This window comes from Pantoea sp. MQR6 (assembly GCF_022761075.1).
GTDB classification, from domain to species: domain Bacteria; phylum Pseudomonadota; class Gammaproteobacteria; order Enterobacterales; family Enterobacteriaceae; genus Pantoea; species Pantoea phytostimulans.
On record NZ_JAKYXB010000004.1, the window covers coordinates 311,227 to 328,125 of the forward strand.

At 48.9% G+C, this 16,899-nt stretch carries 17 protein-coding genes and 1 pseudogene; 7 read left to right on the forward strand and 11 right to left on the reverse strand.

The window, feature by feature from the left end:
- Positions 1-387 precede the first annotated feature (387 nt).
- The 4 genes from MUG06_RS16635 to MUG06_RS16650 all read left to right on the forward strand — a co-directional run bounded on the left by MUG06_RS16635 (position 388) and on the right by MUG06_RS16650 (position 2,968).
- A complete protein-coding gene (locus MUG06_RS16635) occupies positions 388-861 on the forward strand; it encodes a MarR family winged helix-turn-helix transcriptional regulator (protein ID WP_243079301.1) in 474 nt (157 codons plus the stop codon).
- A 369-nt stretch (positions 862-1,230) separates the two neighbouring features.
- Positions 1,231-1,560, forward strand: coding sequence for a DHCW motif cupin fold protein (locus MUG06_RS16640; protein WP_243079302.1), 330 nt, complete (start codon positions 1,231-1,233; stop codon positions 1,558-1,560).
- A gap of 24 nt (positions 1,561-1,584) precedes the next feature.
- Positions 1,585-1,950, forward strand: a complete 366-nt coding sequence (locus tag MUG06_RS16645) for a LysR substrate-binding domain-containing protein (protein ID WP_243079303.1) — start codon at positions 1,585-1,587, stop codon at positions 1,948-1,950.
- 286 nt (positions 1,951-2,236) lie between these two features.
- On the forward strand, positions 2,237-2,968 hold the full coding sequence (locus MUG06_RS16650) for a YoaK family protein (RefSeq protein ID WP_243079434.1): 732 nt from the start codon (positions 2,237-2,239) through the stop codon (positions 2,966-2,968).
- Positions 2,969-3,679: 711 nt separating this feature from the next.
- Here MUG06_RS16650 and MUG06_RS16655 read toward each other — a convergent pair.
- The 3 genes from MUG06_RS16655 to MUG06_RS16665 all read right to left on the reverse strand — a co-directional run bounded on the left by MUG06_RS16655 (position 3,680) and on the right by MUG06_RS16665 (position 5,587).
- On the reverse strand, positions 3,680-3,844 hold the full coding sequence (locus MUG06_RS16655; RefSeq protein WP_215848509.1) for a general stress protein: 165 nt from the start codon (positions 3,842-3,844) through the stop codon (positions 3,680-3,682).
- A 344-nt stretch (positions 3,845-4,188) separates the two neighbouring features.
- Positions 4,189-4,740, reverse strand: a complete 552-nt coding sequence (locus MUG06_RS16660) for a GNAT family protein (protein WP_243079304.1) — start codon at positions 4,738-4,740, stop codon at positions 4,189-4,191.
- A gap of 55 nt (positions 4,741-4,795) precedes the next feature.
- On the reverse strand, positions 4,796-5,587 hold the full coding sequence (locus MUG06_RS16665; RefSeq protein ID WP_243079305.1) for an MBL fold metallo-hydrolase: 792 nt from the start codon (positions 5,585-5,587) through the stop codon (positions 4,796-4,798).
- Positions 5,588-5,764: 177 nt separating this feature from the next.
- Here MUG06_RS16665 and MUG06_RS16670 point away from each other — a divergent pair, with 177 nt between their 5' ends.
- Positions 5,765-6,241, forward strand: coding sequence for a GNAT family N-acetyltransferase (locus MUG06_RS16670; protein ID WP_215848506.1), 477 nt, complete (start codon positions 5,765-5,767; stop codon positions 6,239-6,241).
- 71 nt (positions 6,242-6,312) lie between these two features.
- Here the strand turns inward: MUG06_RS16670 and MUG06_RS16675 are convergent, their stop codons facing one another.
- From MUG06_RS16675 to MUG06_RS22850, 4 genes and pseudogenes are all read right to left on the reverse strand, one after another.
- Positions 6,313-6,999 carry a DJ-1/PfpI family protein gene (locus MUG06_RS16675; RefSeq protein ID WP_243079306.1) on the reverse strand — a complete coding sequence of 229 codons (687 nt, stop codon included), beginning with the start codon at positions 6,997-6,999 and terminating at the stop codon, positions 6,313-6,315.
- Between the two features lie 191 nt (positions 7,000-7,190).
- Positions 7,191-7,931, reverse strand: coding sequence for a nitroreductase family protein (locus tag MUG06_RS16680; protein WP_243079307.1), 741 nt, complete (start codon positions 7,929-7,931; stop codon positions 7,191-7,193).
- A 112-nt stretch (positions 7,932-8,043) separates the two neighbouring features.
- Complete coding sequence (locus MUG06_RS16685) at positions 8,044-8,988, reverse strand: EAL domain-containing protein (protein WP_347568901.1); 945 nt, start codon at positions 8,986-8,988, stop codon at positions 8,044-8,046.
- Positions 8,989-9,045: 57 nt separating this feature from the next.
- Positions 9,046-9,261, reverse strand: a pseudogene (locus MUG06_RS22850) (BLUF domain-containing protein); the annotation flags it as partial.
- A 344-nt stretch (positions 9,262-9,605) separates the two neighbouring features.
- Between MUG06_RS22850 and MUG06_RS16690 the strand changes: the two are divergent.
- A complete protein-coding gene (locus MUG06_RS16690; RefSeq protein ID WP_215848503.1) occupies positions 9,606-10,001 on the forward strand; it encodes a VOC family protein in 396 nt (131 codons plus the stop codon).
- Positions 10,002-10,079: 78 nt separating this feature from the next.
- Here the strand turns inward: MUG06_RS16690 and MUG06_RS16695 are convergent, their stop codons facing one another.
- Positions 10,080-10,805, reverse strand: coding sequence for an SDR family oxidoreductase (locus MUG06_RS16695; RefSeq protein WP_215848502.1), 726 nt, complete (start codon positions 10,803-10,805; stop codon positions 10,080-10,082).
- A 96-nt stretch (positions 10,806-10,901) separates the two neighbouring features.
- On the opposite strand from MUG06_RS16695, the gene MUG06_RS16700 reads away from it, so the two are divergent.
- The gene (locus MUG06_RS16700) at positions 10,902-11,786 is read left to right on the forward strand and encodes a LysR family transcriptional regulator (protein WP_243079309.1); all 885 of its coding nucleotides are present in this window, start codon (positions 10,902-10,904) and stop codon (positions 11,784-11,786) included.
- A gap of 97 nt (positions 11,787-11,883) precedes the next feature.
- Here MUG06_RS16700 and MUG06_RS16705 read toward each other — a convergent pair whose 3' ends face one another.
- From MUG06_RS16705 to MUG06_RS16715, 3 genes are all read right to left on the reverse strand, one after another.
- A complete protein-coding gene (locus MUG06_RS16705) occupies positions 11,884-12,279 on the reverse strand; it encodes a cupin domain-containing protein (protein ID WP_215848501.1) in 396 nt (131 codons plus the stop codon).
- Positions 12,280-12,566: 287 nt separating this feature from the next.
- Positions 12,567-15,698 (reverse strand): efflux RND transporter permease subunit, encoded by a 3,132-nt coding sequence (locus MUG06_RS16710; protein WP_243079310.1) that lies wholly within the window; start codon positions 15,696-15,698, stop codon positions 12,567-12,569.
- Positions 15,699-15,721: 23 nt separating this feature from the next.
- Positions 15,722-16,882, reverse strand: a complete 1,161-nt coding sequence (locus MUG06_RS16715; RefSeq protein ID WP_243079311.1) for an efflux RND transporter periplasmic adaptor subunit — start codon at positions 16,880-16,882, stop codon at positions 15,722-15,724.
- Between the last annotated feature and the right edge of the window lie 17 nt (positions 16,883-16,899).

The window sequence follows — 16,899 nt, forward strand, 5'->3', positions numbered from 1 at the left end:
CGGTTGTGGTCGCCCCCCACATACGATATCCCGCACGTTTTGAAACGGCTCACGTATCGCGCTGCGTTCATCGACGCAGGCAATGCTGCCTGGATCACATATGGAATTTACATGCGTGCCGCCGCAGGCATTCTTAGAGGCGAGGGCGGCAACGTCTTGTACACTTTAGGGTGTTTCCCTATAAATCGTTGCGTGTGCCCATTTTGAGATGATCAGATGCATTTGAACATCCACATGTTTCAGCGCGAAGCGAACCTGAACGCCAATTGCAGCGCCTGAGATGCTTATCCATGCGCATTATTTTGGAAACACGCTCCACCCTATAGTTTCGGTAAAAACTGTATCAGTTCGAACTGTAATTTACTGCTTTTGGAGTCACGTTAGTCAATGCCTAATAATCCTGACTTAATCCTCGCTGCTCCGCGGTGGCCACACGGCGATACCTCATTAATGCATCTGGTGCGTCGCGCGGGGCAACACTCTTCGACGTGCTGGAACCAAAGCGTCGATACCGGCTTGTCAGCCTTGCAGTACGCTATCCTGGTTGTGCTGGCAGAAGAGACAACCTGCGATCAGCAGACGTTGGGACACCGCGCCGGTTTCGGTAAAGCGACCGGGACATACGTGATTGAACGCATGTCTAAAGGTGGGCTATTGAGCGTGGTGATTGATCCTGCTAATCGTCGTCGAAAGCTGGTTACAATGACTGAAGAGGGCAAAATGATGATGGAGCGGATGATCGAGCAGGCAAAAAATGCCGAGAAGTTGATGACCGCAGGGCTGGACGTGCAGGATATTGCTGACTTAAAACGCCTGCTGATTAAGTTAGGCGGGTTACAGGAGCCTGCTGAAAAGCAATAAAGGTACCAAGGCCAGGTTAGTAAACGTCAGATTGACGTGGGATGTGTTCATTATTCATTGCAAGTAAGTACGCTATCATCCTCATTCGCCGGGCAGTTGCTCGCTTTTTAGAATGCAAAAAAAGAGATTTAGAAGGTGCATATTGCTGGCACATTATTAGTCTGACCCTTCTCCAGCTGGTGATATCGATTTCAAACTGCTGCTTAACGCGCGCCTTGGTTAGGGAAAATTTAAGGGGCTTTTCTGTAAAGTCGATTCAGAACCTTTTTCTTAATAACTCGTGTAGTCTGAGGTGCTGATCGGATGAACGTTCATGCACGCCGTTCAAAAATCGATAAGCAGGTGCAGCTAACCAAATAAGGAACACGGATGAAAATTGAGAACCTGCCGTTTGGGACCACAAACTGGAATGAAATTGAAGCTGAGGTGCATCCGGGTGAAAAGGGCAGCGCCTTATGGCGAACCCAACGTTTTAATGATATTCGCGTGCGCATCGTGGAGTATTCGCCGGGTTATCTGGCCGATCACTGGTGTGTAAAAGGTCATATTCTTTTTTGCCTTGAGGGCGAACTACACACTGAACTGGAAGATGGCCGCACGTTTGTATTGACGCCAGGAACCAGTTATCAGGTTGCTGATAATGCTGAGGCGCACCGTTCATCTACGTCTGTTGGTGCCAGGCTGTTTATCGTGGATTAGCCGGTAAGTCGCGTACAGAAAAATTTGAGGGCACGTACAGCGCCTCTTTCACTGCAAGCCTTTACTGACCATGAACACCTGTGGGTTTCGTATCGTGGCGCAAGCCACAGCGCCATTGATCAACAACTGGCGCTGAAAGGCTTACAGCGGCGGGTGCGTTATGTCTCATCACACTTTTCTGCGCTACCGTTAATTCTTACACAGATGCCTGCCTTGGCCACCGTTCCTGATGGATTAGCGGCGGAATGGATACCCTTCGGTTTAGTGGGCAGTGACGTCGCGGTACAAAGCCCAGATATTCCGCTTTCTTTGCTATGGCACAAACGGCGCGACAACGATCCTGCCCTTCAGTGGCTTCTTGCACGACTCAGAGAGTTGATGGTGAATTAATGGCTAAGTGGGAAGCTGTTATTTGACACTTTATTTAGTTTCTAAACTTAGCCGCTACTTAAATAACTTTCTACACATAAACGCACGCGGATGAGAAAAGGGCGTAGAATATTTACACTTCTACAAGTAAGCTGAATGAAATTTAAAATAACTACTAAATCAAATAGTTAAAGAGTAAGAGTATTCTGTAATAGCAAGCACATTGCGCATAAGGTTGTATTCTTTATTATGCTTACAACACATTAGTTGTTTCCTTTTCATCGCAAAAATCTTATCGGGGAATAATGTGCTAATAAAAAAGAAGCGCGTAAGATCGCACACTGAAGATCGCTATTTGGCTTTGGTGCTGGCGACGGCGGCGGGAATATTAAATGCAATGGCGCTCGGTGCCTTTGGTTTTTTTCCTTCACACATGACGGGGAACGCTTCACAAATTTCGTCTGAGGTCTCTACTTCAGATCTTCATAGCCTGCTTTTTTTAGCGGTACTGATAACTGCGTTTGTCATTGGTTGTACAACGGCACGCTTCGCTGTGTTTGCTGGGCAGCAGCGAAAAATGCGGACCATTTATTGCCTGATTATTCTTTTTGAAGGAATGGCATTAACTGCTGCCTCGGTTTTTGAAACCGTATTCTACTCGCCGAGTTATAACGGCGAAGTACTGGTGCTATTGGGGTTCTTGATGGGGGTGCACAACTCAACCTCAACCCAACTTTCAAATGGCCGTGTACGTTCAACGCACGTTACCGGAACCTTAACCGATGCCGGGATTGCTTTTGGTTCCTATTTGACTTCATTTATTTCGCGAGAAGATGCCAGCAATCGTCGTTTTTATCAGAAGCAATTGCACACGCATTTGACGACGATATTTTCATTTTTGTCAGGTTGTATTGTCGGGCTGCTTTTATTCAAGTCGTTTGGCTTCAATGCCATGATTGTATTGGGTGTTTCTCTGATGATCATTGCTTCCAGCGCTATCGCAATAACGTTGCAAACGGCCGGCAAAAAGTTGTATTGATGTTGTATTGATAAAAAGGCTTTCTGACTATTTCAGAAAGCCTTTTTTGTTGAATGACTCAACGTAGATCAGGATCGCTTGCCAGCTCGAATTTGTTCCATCCAGAGTAATCCACGTTCAGTACCTCAAAATTAATCACTGTTTGCCAAAAAGGCGTCACCCACGCTCAGCTTCCATTGATTGGGTTAATATCAACACGGAGCATATCTTTTTTAATTAATAACGAAATGTAGCTGTCCGGTTTTCCTGCCTCAGAACTCTGGTTGCCGCCAAAGTGTGATCGATAAATATAACTTCGCCATGACAGGGTGTAACTGCTCTTTAAACCATCTTTATTGAGTGCTGCTAAAATTAATCGGAAATAAAGGAGAGGGAAATATTTTCTGCCGGAGGAGTAGCATGCAGGGAAGAGAGATTGACAGACCAGAAGAGCCGTTTTTAATAGAGAAATATTTAAGATCGTTGTGTAACGGGAGGTAATTGCAGATGATCAGAATGCGTGAATTTCTTTCAATAATGAATCATTCGTAGACAGGTTAGGCGCTGTACTCTCGTGAGAGGCGGCGACATTGATTATGTAAGTAGTCATGAGTATTCAATCAGTTAGCGGAGGGATTTATCTATTCAATAAAAAGTCATCTATTCAGTAAAACAAGCAAAGAGTGAGGCAATCCTTTGCCTCTAATAATAAGCGAGATGATTCATGGCTTATTAACTGCGGCGGCTGGTTTGCCCGCCTTTCTTCCCTGCGTCGGACGCTTTTTCACGGTCATTTTTAAAATTGCCGCCGCTATGCTGTCCGCCTTTCTTACCGGCTGAGCTTGCTTTTTCACGGTCGTCTGCAAAGTTACCTGATCCGCCTCTGTGCTGAGTCATATTATGTTCTCCTCAAGAGTTTATATTGCATAACCGTATTAACTCGGTCATGCGCGTCGTACAGACTTAATAATAGACAAGCTTTAAAAGCCTGCAAGCGTAGCGCGAAAATTAATTTAAACCCTGCGTAACGATCGCATTTTTATACAGCGAGTTATTTTCATTGTGTTATTACTTTTTGTTTCTTTAAATGAAATTTTATATATTTCGTGAATGTTATCGTTTATTCCGTTCTACATTATTCAGCGTCTGCCTCACTGTTTTTCTTCAAAACAGTGAGGTGATGGTGTTGGTTGATGCATATGCAATAAATGTTTTTAAATCAACAGCGTACACGCTTCAGATTACTTTTCGTGTTCAGCCAAATACTCTTCCCTTAGCAGCCCAAATATCCAGTCATCCTGCCACTTTCCGTCAAGATAATAGTTGCGCCGCAAAGTGCCTTCTTGGAGAAATCCTGCCTTTATTAAGGTTCTTTTTGATGCTTCATTGCCTGCCGTTACGGTGGCAACCAGCTTTCTGAAGTCATGCTGCTTGAAAGAAAATTCAATCAGGGCCTGTAGAGATTCAATGCCATAGCCTTTTCCCTGAAACGCGGCGGAAAGGACAAAACCGACTTCAGCAATGCCTTCACCACGATCAATAAAACCTGTTGCGCCAACGGGCAAACCTGACGGTTTTTCATGCATCAACAGGCAAAGCCAATGATCACACCCTTTTTGCCACTCCGCTATTCGGCAATCAAAGGCATGTTCTCTAATCTCATCTTCACTGCGCGGGTCTGAAATATATTTCATCACCGACCTGTCCTGATTCAGCGCTAAAAAGAACGGCCAGTCATCAAGAGTAAGGCGGCGATAGAGCAATCTGTTTGAGCTTATGTCATCAAGGTGCATGCATTTTCCTTATGCCAGATATTTCGTGCTGCGTTAACGCTATCTTAAAGGCAGGTTACTGAAGACAGGCAATATATTTTTCACCTGAGCGCAGCACAATATCGTGTGCACTGTCGTGAATGTCTTGCCCTTCAAATGCTCCATAAAGTTGGTTGAAGTGGATGCCAGAAAGGCGGCGTGTCATTTCACTCACCACTGCTGCGGGCAGCGGAAGCATATTGGGGTAGCTCCACATAAACGAGACGGCATCCGCGCCGGGCGTGACCTGAACAATGTCGCCCGCAAGCAGAATACCATCGCCGCTGTTCCAGTGAAGCACGCAGCCGCCGGCAAAGTGTCCTCCCAGACGTAGGAGTTTTACAGAGGGCATCAGTTCCAGTTCATTGCCTTGCCAAAGACGTATGAAAGCACTGTTACGCATGATCCATTCACTGTCATTGGCGTGGAGGTAGATGGGGGCGTTAAACGCCTCTGCCCACTCTTGCATGGTGGTGTAGTAATGAGGATGGGAAATGGCAATGGCGCTGATTCCGCCCAGCGAATCCACCAGCGCTTTAGTGGCCTGATCAAGGTTCGCGATGCAATCCCACAACACATTTCCCTCTGGTGCTCTCAGTAAAAAAGCTCGCTGATTAATAGCGAAATTGGGCACAGTTTTAATACTCAATAAATTCTCTGCATGTGACTGCCATTTATTCGAATGACTCTCTTGCAGGGCTGATAACGGTACCCATTTTTGTCCGGTAGCGGGCACATACTGACGCTCATCATCACATATTTTGCAGCGTTCTATTTTCACTGCTTGCTCTTCATAAGATGTACCGCATGTCGCGCATACTTTGATCATTGAGACGCCCTCATCTATTTGCTGAGATTGATTATAGAAGTCAGAAACAGGTTGAGTGAATGTCGGAGAAAGAGGCGGTAATCCAGCGGCTCTTTCTCTGCGGTGGCATTTTGATTCGCTTTAATGGTTTACTGAGCCAACAGAATTCATGCGTATACATCTTGAAAGGAAAGTGCTGTGAAAGTGAGGCGGGCATCCCCTAATGAAGCAGAAATTCTCTGGAAGATCAGAAATCTGGCCATTCGCCGTGGCTGCGCAGAAGTTTATGACGCTGCCATTGTAACGGCCTGGACGCCAGACGCTATGCCTGCCAGCTTCAGATCGGTGATTTCAGCCAATCCGTTTTTTGTGATAGATGGCGTCGAAGGTTCACCTGTGGCTACGGGTTTTCTTGACCTTGCGAGCAATAGCGTTGAGGCAATATTCACGCTTCCGCACTACGCCGGCAAAGGTCTGGCTAGCCTGATCATCAATGCGATCAAAGTTGAGGCGAGGAAGCGTCAAATATCGCATCTCACTCTTTCATCCACCCCCAATGCGGTCTCTTTTTATGAGCAGCACGGATTCGTTGCTGTGCAGGAAGGCCATTATTATTCCAGGCTGGCGCAAGCCCACTTAAAATGCACTGACATGGTCATCAATTTGTCGCGATGAAAAGCGCTGTTCTTTAAGATAACAACGCTTTAGCCGGGGGCTCCACAGCGGCAGCGCCTTAACCCTTTCGCTTAGCGGCCTAATAAGCGATCGCGCAGCGCTGCAGGTAATCGGGGATCGGAACAGCGCTCAAGGTTCGATTCTGTCATCCGTTGTTGCATAGAAGCCGCAACTTCAGCAGGCGCTGTTTCTGGTCGTCCCGCATTAAAGGGCGGTGCTGGCGCATATTCCAGACCCAACTGAATACGTTGTGCCGTTTCCTCACCATAAATCTCAGCGATAACCACCAGCGCAAAATCAATTCCCGCTGTTACGCCGCCGCCAGTAATAACATTGCCATCCTTAACCACCCGCGCATCATCAGGAATTGCACCAAAACAGGCTAACTTTTCACGCCAGGCCCAATGGGTGGCAGCCCGCTTATTTTCCAGCAAACCCGCCGCGCCGAGAATCAATGCGCCGGTGCAGACCGAGGTAATATAGCGAGCCTGTTGAGCGAGACGCTGTATATGCGACATATAGTCGCTGTTCGATATCGCCAGCAAACAGCCGCCGCCGCCGGGTACACACAGCAAATCGCAGGATTCAATCTGGCTCAGATCCTGCAGTTCACTGAACACCAGGTTATCAGCCTTAATCGGCTCGCCTCCCAGCGAGGCAGTAATGACTTCTGTCTCGGGTAGACGGCTAAAAAATTGATGAGGTCCGGTAAAGTCGAGTTGCGTGACGCCTTGATAGAGTGGAATAACAATTTTCATTATTTATGATCCCTTAATGGCTGAGTCGGCAGTAAAGCGCAATCCTGAATGCCATTAATACAACAATGTCGCTCAGCTGATAAAGGGGTGGCGTGATGCAAATTCGTGTTATGGCGTTGAAAGAGGCAGCAAACGAGAGGGGGAAGGGCAATTCCCACCACGACAAAGTCGCGTAGTGGGAAAAGTGACGATTATTTATCGTTGCCAAAACCTTGTTTCAGCAGCGCGGATAAGACTTTCGGGAAGTAAATGTTCTGGTAGTAACCGCTGACGCTTTCGCTCCAGCTTTCGCCGTCGTTGCGTCCAATGTTCTGCCAGTGTGCAACCATTTCCTGATTGTAGTCTGAGATGTGCTGTTCTAAATCAGCAGATTGGTAAGTTTCTTCATGACGGAAAGTGGCAACAGGCAGGCGCGGTTTCTGATGCGCTGGAACATCAACATGCCCAATCACGACACCCACCACCGGGAAAGTATGAGCCGGGAGTTTAAGCAGATCGATCATCGCTTCTGGATCACGGCGAATGCCGCCGATGGGCACAATGCCTAATCCTTCCGCGCGAGCCGCTGCCATAACCGCCCCTAACGCGATGCCGACGTCAGTGGCGCCTGAAACGATGCTTTCGATACTTTGCTGAGCAATTTGCTGTTTATCGATGGCGGCCATCGCCTGGCCAGACTTGTGCATATCCAACACAAAAGTAATAAAGACCGGCGCCTTGGCAATCCAGGGTTGACCGCCTGCGATAGCGGCGATTTTTTCACGGGATTCCGCCTTGCGAGAGATAACCAGTGAAACCTGCTGTGAATTGACGGAAGTTGGCGCACGATAGGCAGATGCGACGATACGGCCCAGTGCAGCTTCATCAATGGATTGTTCGGTGAAGCTGCGTTCACTTTTATGGCTGGTAAAAATATCAAAAACGGGATTCATTTTTTTCTCCGGTTATAAACGCCGACAACTATACAATGTTGAAAGTTTGGCGTTTAACACCTTTTGCTTGATGTGCGTGTCCACTTATCACATGGCAGGGTAAACAGGTTGTTTATTCATCTTTGATTATCGGCCAGTTCACCGGCGAAACGCCATTAAGCTGTGGGCGAGCAAATAAAAAACCTTGGTAATAACGAATACCCGCTGCTTCAAGCCATAACCACTCTTCTAATTTCTCAATACCTTCCGCAATAACCGTAATTTCCAGTAACGTACAGCAGGTTATTATTGCCTGAACAATCGCTTGTTTCGGCCCGCTTTTATGAACATCATAGATAATATTGCGATCGATCTTAACTTTTTCAGGTTGAAATTTCGCCAGCAATGAAAGGCCGGCAAAACCCGCGCCGAAGTCATCAATGGCTAAACCAATGCCAGCCGATCGTAATTGTTTGATAGCAAAATCAAATTCGTCAAAACGAGAGATGACCTCATCCTCCGTCACCTCTACTACGACTTGCTCAGGAACCAGTCCGCTGGCCTTGATCTCGCTGAGTAAAATATCTACCGCATTTTTTGTTGTCACTAAAGACATCGGTAAGAGATTCACTGAAATTGTCTGATCAACCATGCCCATTTTATTTGCCAGCGCAAAAGCAAAGCGTTTTGAGTCGAGATCAGCTTTATAAAGCGCATCTTTAGACAGTGTAGAAAAATACTCAACCGGTGAACCGCCATCTGGACTGCGAATAAGCGCTTCGAAAGAGATAACTTTTTTATTAGCGACATCAACAATGGGTTGTAAGGCAAACTGGCAGTTCTGACCCGGCTGGAAATTGTCATATTCTCTGCGTGGCGTGACCGGAAGCTGAATAAGATCCCAGTTTTCTAGATGAGCCGTATTTATAAAGGGTTTTTTATTATCATCTTCAACAAAAGTGCGAATGAATTTCAGCACTCTGTCATCATAAGTCAAATTAAAGCGGGACGTTCCTTTAGCGAGCACGGCTTGCAGTACCCGTTTTTTTTCATAATGGCGCAGGTCAAAAAGCTCCATGCCGAGGTGGCCAAAACGCCGGGCGGGTGCGTAGTCGCGCATCAACTCAACCAAATTGTTGTGCCGCTTGTCATGGCAGATACGTTCATAAACAGCGCTTACACTCGCATCAGGCCCTTCCAAAACCTGAAAAAAATGCGCGCCGTCAAACAGCAAAATGCCGGTAACGTGGATCTTCTCATTGTTGATTCTGGACTTTTCTATGGTGTGCGCTAACGCACCCAACGATACGCCTGCAGACAGATGGCTTCTGTAGATAAGTGTCGACAGCATAGTCGTTCTCGAGATCTCTATTTTTAGCTGGCATGAATAAGCAGGTGCACTTTAGAACGTGTCTGACGCATTTTCCATCCGGCGGTTTACTCTTTTTAAGCCAGGGTCATCTTTATTCCGTTTCGTTTAAAGCCTGCCTACGCAATACCCGCAGGATAAAAGCAAATTTTAAAGAAAGCGTAGCGTTAAAACCTGTTAGTAATTATTGGGTTAATTTTATACCGATCCAAAATGGCAACTCGACGAACGTTGGACCAGGATTTTAATTATCGACACAATTTTTTTAACCTTGATGGTTTATTGCGTAAAAATGATTTTCTAAACGGTGAAAAACAGGAGCCACAATGCTTAGCTATCTTTTTATCGGTGCCAATGATGTTGAACTTTCCGGGCAATTTTACGCCGCTGTTTTACTGCCACTGGGTTATGAAAAAGAGGTAGATGGTGAGCAGCTCATCTTTTCGCTGCCCGATATACCGGATCGACACAATGGTCCCGGCGCGGTGTTTATCAGCAAACCCTACAACGGCGGCAAAGCAGAACCCGGCAACGGCATGATGCCCGGGTTTCGTGTTAAAACGCGTCAGTTAGTTGATGAGATCTATGCAGCGGGTTTAATGGCAGGCGGAACGGATGAGGGTGATCCGGGCATTCGTGAGCGCTATAGCAGCAATTTCTATGTTGCCTATTTGCGCGATCCCGCCGGAAATAAACTGGCGATGTTCTGTAACGCCGAATAATGCGGGTAAAATCTTGGTGTATTTCTGCAGGCGTCAGGAAGAGAGCCACGCCCCGATGCCGCAACATCGGGGCGTGGATTAGTGTGGCGCGCGAGTAGGGCGAACGACGATCTCATTCACATCAACATCATCCGGTTGTTCAATCGCGTAACGCACCGCACGACCAATCGCATCGGGCTGCAGTGCTATTGCGCGGTAGCTTTTCATCACATCGGCGGCTGACGGGTCGGTGATGGTATTCGCCAATTCACTTTCTACCACGCCCGGATGAACGCAGGTCACACGTAGCTGGCTGTTTTCCTGGCGTAATCCATCGGAGAGGGCGCGCACTGCAAACTTTGTCGCACAATAGACGGCCGCCGTGGGCGACACCGCTAATGCGCCAATGGAGGCAATATTAACGATATGCCCGCGTTGGTGCGTCAGCATTGTTGGCAATACCGCAGCGATTCCGTGTAGCACACCTTTGATGTTCACATCGATCATCTGGTCCCACTCGTCGACGTGAAGTGATGCCATCGGCGACAACGGCATGATGCCTGCGTTATTGATCATCACATCAATGCGTCCCCATTTTTCCAGCGCGACTTGAGCAAATTGTTGTACAGATTCACGTTGCGTGACGTCAAGCGACTGAACGGCAACGTCTGCGCCATTAAAGCGCAGTTCTTCGGCCAATGTTTGCAGACGATCTACACGACGCGCGCCCAATAAGAGCGTTGCGCCAGCAGCAGCCAGTTCGCGGGCAATGCCTGCACCAATTCCACTTGATGCACCAGTTATTAAGATCACTTTGTTCATCATTCATCTCCTGTTTAGATATCGCTAGTGATCGTAAAGGCTCTCAGCTATAAAGATAAGCCACCTATTCCTTCATAGACTGGTAACAGGAACTAACCAATGCAGTTAGATAAAAATGCGCTGGATGTGTTTGTTACGGTAGCCGAAACGCGCAATTTCCGCGTTGCTGCTGAGCGGCTTGGCGTAACGCGCCCGGCAATCAGTCAGGCATTACGTCGACTGGAAGATCGGCTAAACGTCTCATTGATGCGACGTACAACGCGCAGTATTAGCCTCACAGAAGCAGGCGAACGACTCTATGCCGACGTTGCACCCGCCATGCTGCAACTGAATCGCGCCGTTTCTGACATTACCGAGCTGGCGGGTGAACCGCGTGGACAGCTGCGTCTGGCGATCTCTTCCATTGCTGAGCGGATAATAGGCGGAGAATTACTGGCATCGTTTATTGAACGTTATCCGCAGGTTGAACTGGATATCACTGTCACTGACGACGAATTCGACATTGTGGCGCAAGGCTATGACGCTGGCGTGCGGCTGGGGGAAATCATTGCGCAGGATATGATCGCCGTGCCGGTTTCTTCCCGGCAACGGCAGGTTACTGTCGCGGCACCCTGTTATCTGGCGCGCTATGGCACGCCACAACATCCTAATGAATTGATTCAACATCGCTGTATTGGCTGGCGTAAAGGGCCGGGATTATCGCCTTATCGCTGGGAATTTGCTGAGAACGGGCGTGAATTTGACGTGGCGGTTAATCCGCAGCTCACCACCAATGATATGGGCGTCATGATTCGCACCGCCTGCGCGGGCGGCGGTATCACGTTTGGTATGGAAGAGACGTTCAGGTCTTATATCGATCGGGGCGAGCTGGTAACGTTACTGGATGCCTGGTTACCCACCTTTGCTGGTTTTTATCTTTATTTTCCCAGCAGAAAGAATCTGGCAGCCAAACTTCGCGCACTCATTGATCACGTGAAGATGTGAATGAGCGAAGGGGGCAAAGGTTTGATGAAAGTAAGTACACGCTAACTAAAAAGCCTGCATTACACAGGCTTTTTTATTGCTGTCTAACAACAGCCGCTTATTTACGGTATTGCTCGTCGCTGACTTTTTCCATCCAGTCAACCGGGCTGCCGTTTACTGACTCAGCGATGGCAATGTGCGTCATTGCGGTTTCCGGCGTCGCACCGTGCCAGTGCTTAACATCTTCTGGAATCCAGACAATGTCGCCCTGATTCATGACGCGAATCTCTTCGCCTTCACATTGAATCCAGCCTTGGCCATGGATCACAATCAACGTTTGTCCAAGTGGATGTGTATGCCATGCAGTGCGCGCACCCGGCTCGAAAGTCACGGTAGCGCCGCCGACACGTGCGGGTTCGGTAGCCTGAAAAGGCGAATCAATGCGCACGGTGCCGGTAAAATAGTCTTCAGGGCCTTTGCGTGATGGTTGAGATCCGTTGGCGATAATTTTCATCTGTTTCTCCTTAAAGCGGGAAATGTGGCGATGACGTTAACTCTAGCAAAATCGTTTTATGAAGATTAGAGGAGAAAACGAGAATGCATCTATGACTTATTTTCATTAATTTTCTAAGCGTATTGAGAATGAAAAGAGAGTTAAGAGCATTTTACAGAAGCCTCAGAAGAGTTAAGCAGAATAATCTCTATGGGAACACCTGCGCTTTAACGCGGGCTCATAAACATCAAGCCGAAAAATAAGCCAGCCATCATCATGACTGGCTTTGATTATGCAAAACTCAGCGCTTATTCATCATCTTCGTCGTCATGTTGATTGCTGCCGAAGCGATTACGTACGACCACAAAGAATACCGGCACGAAATAGATCGCCAGCAGCGTAGCGGCTACCATGCCGCCAATTACGCCGGTGCCCACCGCATTTTGCGCACCCGATCCTGCACCTGAACTCAAGGCCAGCGGCAGCACCCCAAGAATAAAGGCCAGCGAGGTCATCAGAATGGGGCGTAAACGCATCCGCACCGCATCCAGCGTGGCTTCAATAATCGCTTTTCCCTCTTTCTCCATCTGATCTTTAGCAAATTCCACAATCAGAATGGCATTCTTGGCAGAAAGCCCAATGGTTGTCAGCAAGCCAACCACGAAATAAACATCGTTGCTTAAGCCGCGCAGTAGCGTGGCGACTAAAGCACCCAAAACGCCCAATGGCACCACCAGCATCACCGAGAAAGGTATCGACCAACTTTCATAAAGCGCAGCAAGACAAAGGAAAACCACGATCAACGATAGCGCGTAGAGTGCGGGCGCTTGCTGACCGCTCATCCTTTCCTGATACGACATCCCGGTCCAGTCGTAACCGATGCCGGTTGGCAGTTGTTGCGCCAGCTGTTCCATCAGCGCCATCGCTTCACCAGAACTTTTGCCTGGCGCAGGTTGGCCTAGAATTTCCACAGCAGGCAAGCCGTTAAAGCGTTCCAGGCGCGGTGAGCCGTAGACCCAATTTGCCGTCGAGAAGCTGGCAAACGGGACCATCTTGCCGTTGCTGGCACGCACATACCAGTCGTTGAGGTCTTTTGGCATCATGCGATAAGGCGCGTCACTCATGACATAGACTTTTTTCACGCGTCCATTATCGACAAAGTCGTTAACGTAGCTGCCGCCCCATGCGCTGCTCAATGTCGTGTTGATGTCGGAAAGCGAAACGCCCAGCGCGGCGGCTTTTTCCTGATCAATGTCGATCTTATACTGCGGGTTGTCTTCCATACCGTTTGGGCGAACCGCGGTCAAGAGGTCAGGATGCTGACGCGTCAGCTCCAGCAACTTATTACGCGCTTCAGTGAGTTTTGCATGACCCAATCCCGCCTGATCGATCAGTTCGAAATCAAAGCCGGTGGCGTTACCCAACGCGATAATAGGCGGCAGATTAAACGCAACCACCTGACCATCAATGATTTTGCTGAATGCCTGTGCCGCACGGCTGACAATGCCATCAACTTTGTTTTCATCGCCGGGACGATCGGCCCAATCTTTTAAGCCGATAAAGGCAATACCGACGTTTTGCCCACGACCGGCAAAGCCAAAACCGTTCACAGTTAACACATTTTCGACATTGTTCTTTTCATTGTTGAGGTAGTAATCATTGACTTGATCCAGCACCGCCTGAGTTCGCTCCTGCGTCGCGCCAGCAGGCAAAATGGCCTGAGTCGCCAACACACCTTGGTCTTCAGAAGGTAAAAACGAAGTAGGTAAACGCATAAACAACATCGCCATACCCACCACTAACACGCCATAAATCAGTAAGTATCGACCTGTTCCCTGCAACATCCGGGCGACAGAATGAGTGTAATGATGTGCACTTTGATCGAACGTGTGGTTAAACCAACCGAAGAAGCCGCCATGCTGCCCGTGTGTTCCCGCTTTGATCGGTTTCAATAGGGTGACGCACAGCGCTGGCGTCAGGATCAGGGCAACCAGCACCGATAAAACCATGGCAGAAACGATGGTGATGGAGAACTGGCGATAAATCACGCCGGTGCTGCCGCCAAAGAAAGCCATCGGCACAAATACGGCGGAAAGCACCATGGCAATGCCCACCAGTGCACCCTGAATTTGCCCCATCGATTTACGCGTGGCCGCTTTGGGTTTTAACCCTTCCTCGGCCATGACGCGTTCGACGTTCTCAACCACCACAATGGCATCGTCTACCAGTAAGCCGATAGCCAGCACCATGCCGAACATGGTTAAGGTATTAATCGAATAGCCAAAGGCGTTAAGGATGGCGAAAGTGCCCAGCAGCACCACCGGCACCGCAATGGTAGGAATCAGCGTGGCGCGGAAGTTTTGTAAAAACAGGTACATCACCAAAAACACCAGCACAATGGCTTCAATCAGGGTTTTCACCACTTCATGAATGGAAATGCTAATAAATGGCGTGGTGTCGTAGGGATAAACCACTTTCAAACCTTGCGGGAAGAAGGGTTTCAGCTCTTCAATTTTGGCGCGTATCGCATTAGCAGTATCCAGCGCATTAGCACCGCTGGCCAGCTGTATTCCCAATGCAGACGCGGGCTTGCCGTTGATTTTAACCACAAACTGGTAGTTTTCGCCGCCACGTTCAATACGCGCCACATCATGCAAACGCACCTGCGAACCATCGCTGTTCACTTTCAATAAAATATTGCCGAACTCTTCCGGTGACGTCAGACGCGTCTGCGCAATGATCGAGGCATTAAGCTGCTGGCCTTTTACGGGTGGCGCGCCGCCTAACTGGCCAGCTGCAACCTGCGCGTTTTGTGTCTCGATCATGTTAATGACATCAACCGGCGTCAGCTGGAAGTTGTTCAGCTTGTTGGGATCGAGCCAGATGCGCATCGCATATTGCGAACCGAACAGCGTGGTATCACCTACGCCGTTAATACGACTGAGCGGATCCTTTAAATTAGCCGCGACGTAGTCAGCAATATCTTCCATGCTCATGCGGCCGCTTTCATCGACAAATCCCGGCACAAGGAAGAATACGCTGGATGATTTACGCACCGTTATCCCTTGTTGCTGTACTTCCTGCGGCAACAGCGGCGTAGCGAGCTGTAATTTGTTCTGAACCTGCACCTGGGCAATATCCGCATCAGTGCCATTTTCAAAAGAGAGCGTCAATTGCAACGTCCCGGATGAATCGCTGGTGGAGGACATATACATCAAGCCATCCAGCCCGCTCATGTTTTGCTCTATCACCTGCGTCACGCTGTTTTGCAACGTGGTGGCATCTGCGCCAGGATAGGTGGCACGGATCTGCACCGCCGTTGGCGCAACATCAGGATATTGCTCAATCGGTAGCTTGAGGATCGAAATTGCCCCGGCCAGCATGACGATAATTGCCAGTACCCAGGCAAATATTGGCCGGTTAATAAAGAAATTAGACATCAATCAATGTTCTCAGTAGGCGTTTAAGAAGCAGGTTGTGAAGAGGGCGCCGTATCAACAGGTTTTACCTGCATGCCGGGTTGGGCACGCTGTACACCAGAAGTAATTACACGTTCGCCGGGCGCTATTCCTCCGGCAACCAACCAGTTATCACCCACCGTTTGCGACAGGTTCAATGTACGAACTTCCACTTTGTTATCAGACGTCACCACCATCGCTGTGGGATCACCATGTGGCGTGCGCGTCACGGCGCGCTGAGGGATCAATAACGCGTGTGGATTCACGCCTTCCTCCAGTCGCACACGCACAAACATGCCGGGAAGCAAATTGTGATGAGGGTTAGGCACAATCGCGCGCAGGGTAATGGAACCGGTGGTTTGATCGACCGTGACATCCGAGAAGGCCAGCGTGCCCGATTCAGGGTAGGTGCTGCCATCGGCCAGCAAGACGGTAACTCTGGCTTTGCCTGCTTGCTGTTGAAGCCTGCCGGAGGCCAACTCTTGTTGCAGCCGCAAAAAATCCTGGCTTGATTGCGTGACATCGACATAAAGCGGATCCAGTTGCTGCACGGTGGCGAGCGCATCGGCTTGACTTGCCTGCACTAACGCGCCTTCGGTTACTGACGAACGTCCTACGCGGCCGCTGATTGGCGAAGTGAGTGTGCTCCACGATAAGTTTATGCGGGCACTTTCAAGTGCAGCCTGCGCTGCTTCTACCGCGGCGCGGGTTTGCGCTGCCGTTGCCGCGGCCTGGTCGTAATCCTGGCGGCTGATATAGTGCGTTCCCAATAAAGGGCGATACCGATCCAGCGTCGCTTGCGCAATGCGGGCATTGGCTTTTGCTTCCGCTACCGCGGCTTTAGCATTGTTAAACGTGGCTTTGAAGGGGGCCGGATCAATTTGATACAGCACATCACCGGCATTAACGTCGCTGCCTTCAACAAAGGTGCGTTTGAGAATAATCCCAGCAACCTGCGGGCGCACTTCAGAGACGCGATACGCTGAGGTTCTGCCCGGTAAATCGGTGCTCATGGGTAAAGATTGAGGTTGTAACGTCATCACCTGAACTTCTGGAGCCTCAGACGATGAAGCCTTATTGTTCGCTGAATCATCACACCCTGTTAAATTTAAAATAAAAAGCGCACATAAAATCGCCAGAGGCTTTAACGCCACTTTATCAGGCATTTATTATCTCCCGGAGA

What these genes read in the sequence shown, in the direction of transcription:
- MUG06_RS16640 (WP_243079302.1), top strand. Translation starts at nt 1,231, where the DNA reads ATGAAAATTGAGAACCTGCCGTTTGGGACCACAAACTGGAATGAAATT.
- MUG06_RS16700 (WP_243079309.1), top strand. Translation starts at nt 10,902, where the DNA reads ATGCAGTTAGATAAAAATGCGCTGGATGTGTTTGTTACGGTAGCCGAA.
- MUG06_RS16710 (WP_243079310.1), bottom strand. Translation starts at nt 15,698, where the DNA reads ATGTCTAATTTCTTTATTAACCGGCCAATATTTGCCTGGGTACTGGCA.
- MUG06_RS16655 (WP_215848509.1), bottom strand. Translation starts at nt 3,844, where the DNA reads ATGACTCAGCACAGAGGCGGATCAGGTAACTTTGCAGACGACCGTGAA.
- MUG06_RS16680 (WP_243079307.1), bottom strand. Translation starts at nt 7,931, where the DNA reads ATGAATCCCGTTTTTGATATTTTTACCAGCCATAAAAGTGAACGCAGC.
- MUG06_RS16690 (WP_215848503.1), top strand. Translation starts at nt 9,606, where the DNA reads ATGCTTAGCTATCTTTTTATCGGTGCCAATGATGTTGAACTTTCCGGG.
- MUG06_RS16685 (WP_347568901.1), bottom strand. Translation starts at nt 8,988, where the DNA reads ATGGAGCTTTTTGACCTGCGCCATTATGAAAAAAAACGGGTACTGCAA.
- MUG06_RS16665 (WP_243079305.1), bottom strand. Translation starts at nt 5,587, where the DNA reads ATGATCAAAGTATGCGCGACATGCGGTACATCTTATGAAGAGCAAGCA.
- MUG06_RS16705 (WP_215848501.1), bottom strand. Translation starts at nt 12,279, where the DNA reads ATGAAAATTATCGCCAACGGATCTCAACCATCACGCAAAGGCCCTGAA.
- MUG06_RS16675 (WP_243079306.1), bottom strand. Translation starts at nt 6,999, where the DNA reads ATGAAAATTGTTATTCCACTCTATCAAGGCGTCACGCAACTCGACTTT.
- MUG06_RS16695 (WP_215848502.1), bottom strand. Translation starts at nt 10,805, where the DNA reads ATGATGAACAAAGTGATCTTAATAACTGGTGCATCAAGTGGAATTGGT.
- MUG06_RS16715 (WP_243079311.1), bottom strand. Translation starts at nt 16,882, where the DNA reads ATGCCTGATAAAGTGGCGTTAAAGCCTCTGGCGATTTTATGTGCGCTT.
- MUG06_RS16660 (WP_243079304.1), bottom strand. Translation starts at nt 4,740, where the DNA reads ATGCACCTTGATGACATAAGCTCAAACAGATTGCTCTATCGCCGCCTT.
- MUG06_RS16635 (WP_243079301.1), top strand. Translation starts at nt 388, where the DNA reads ATGCCTAATAATCCTGACTTAATCCTCGCTGCTCCGCGGTGGCCACAC.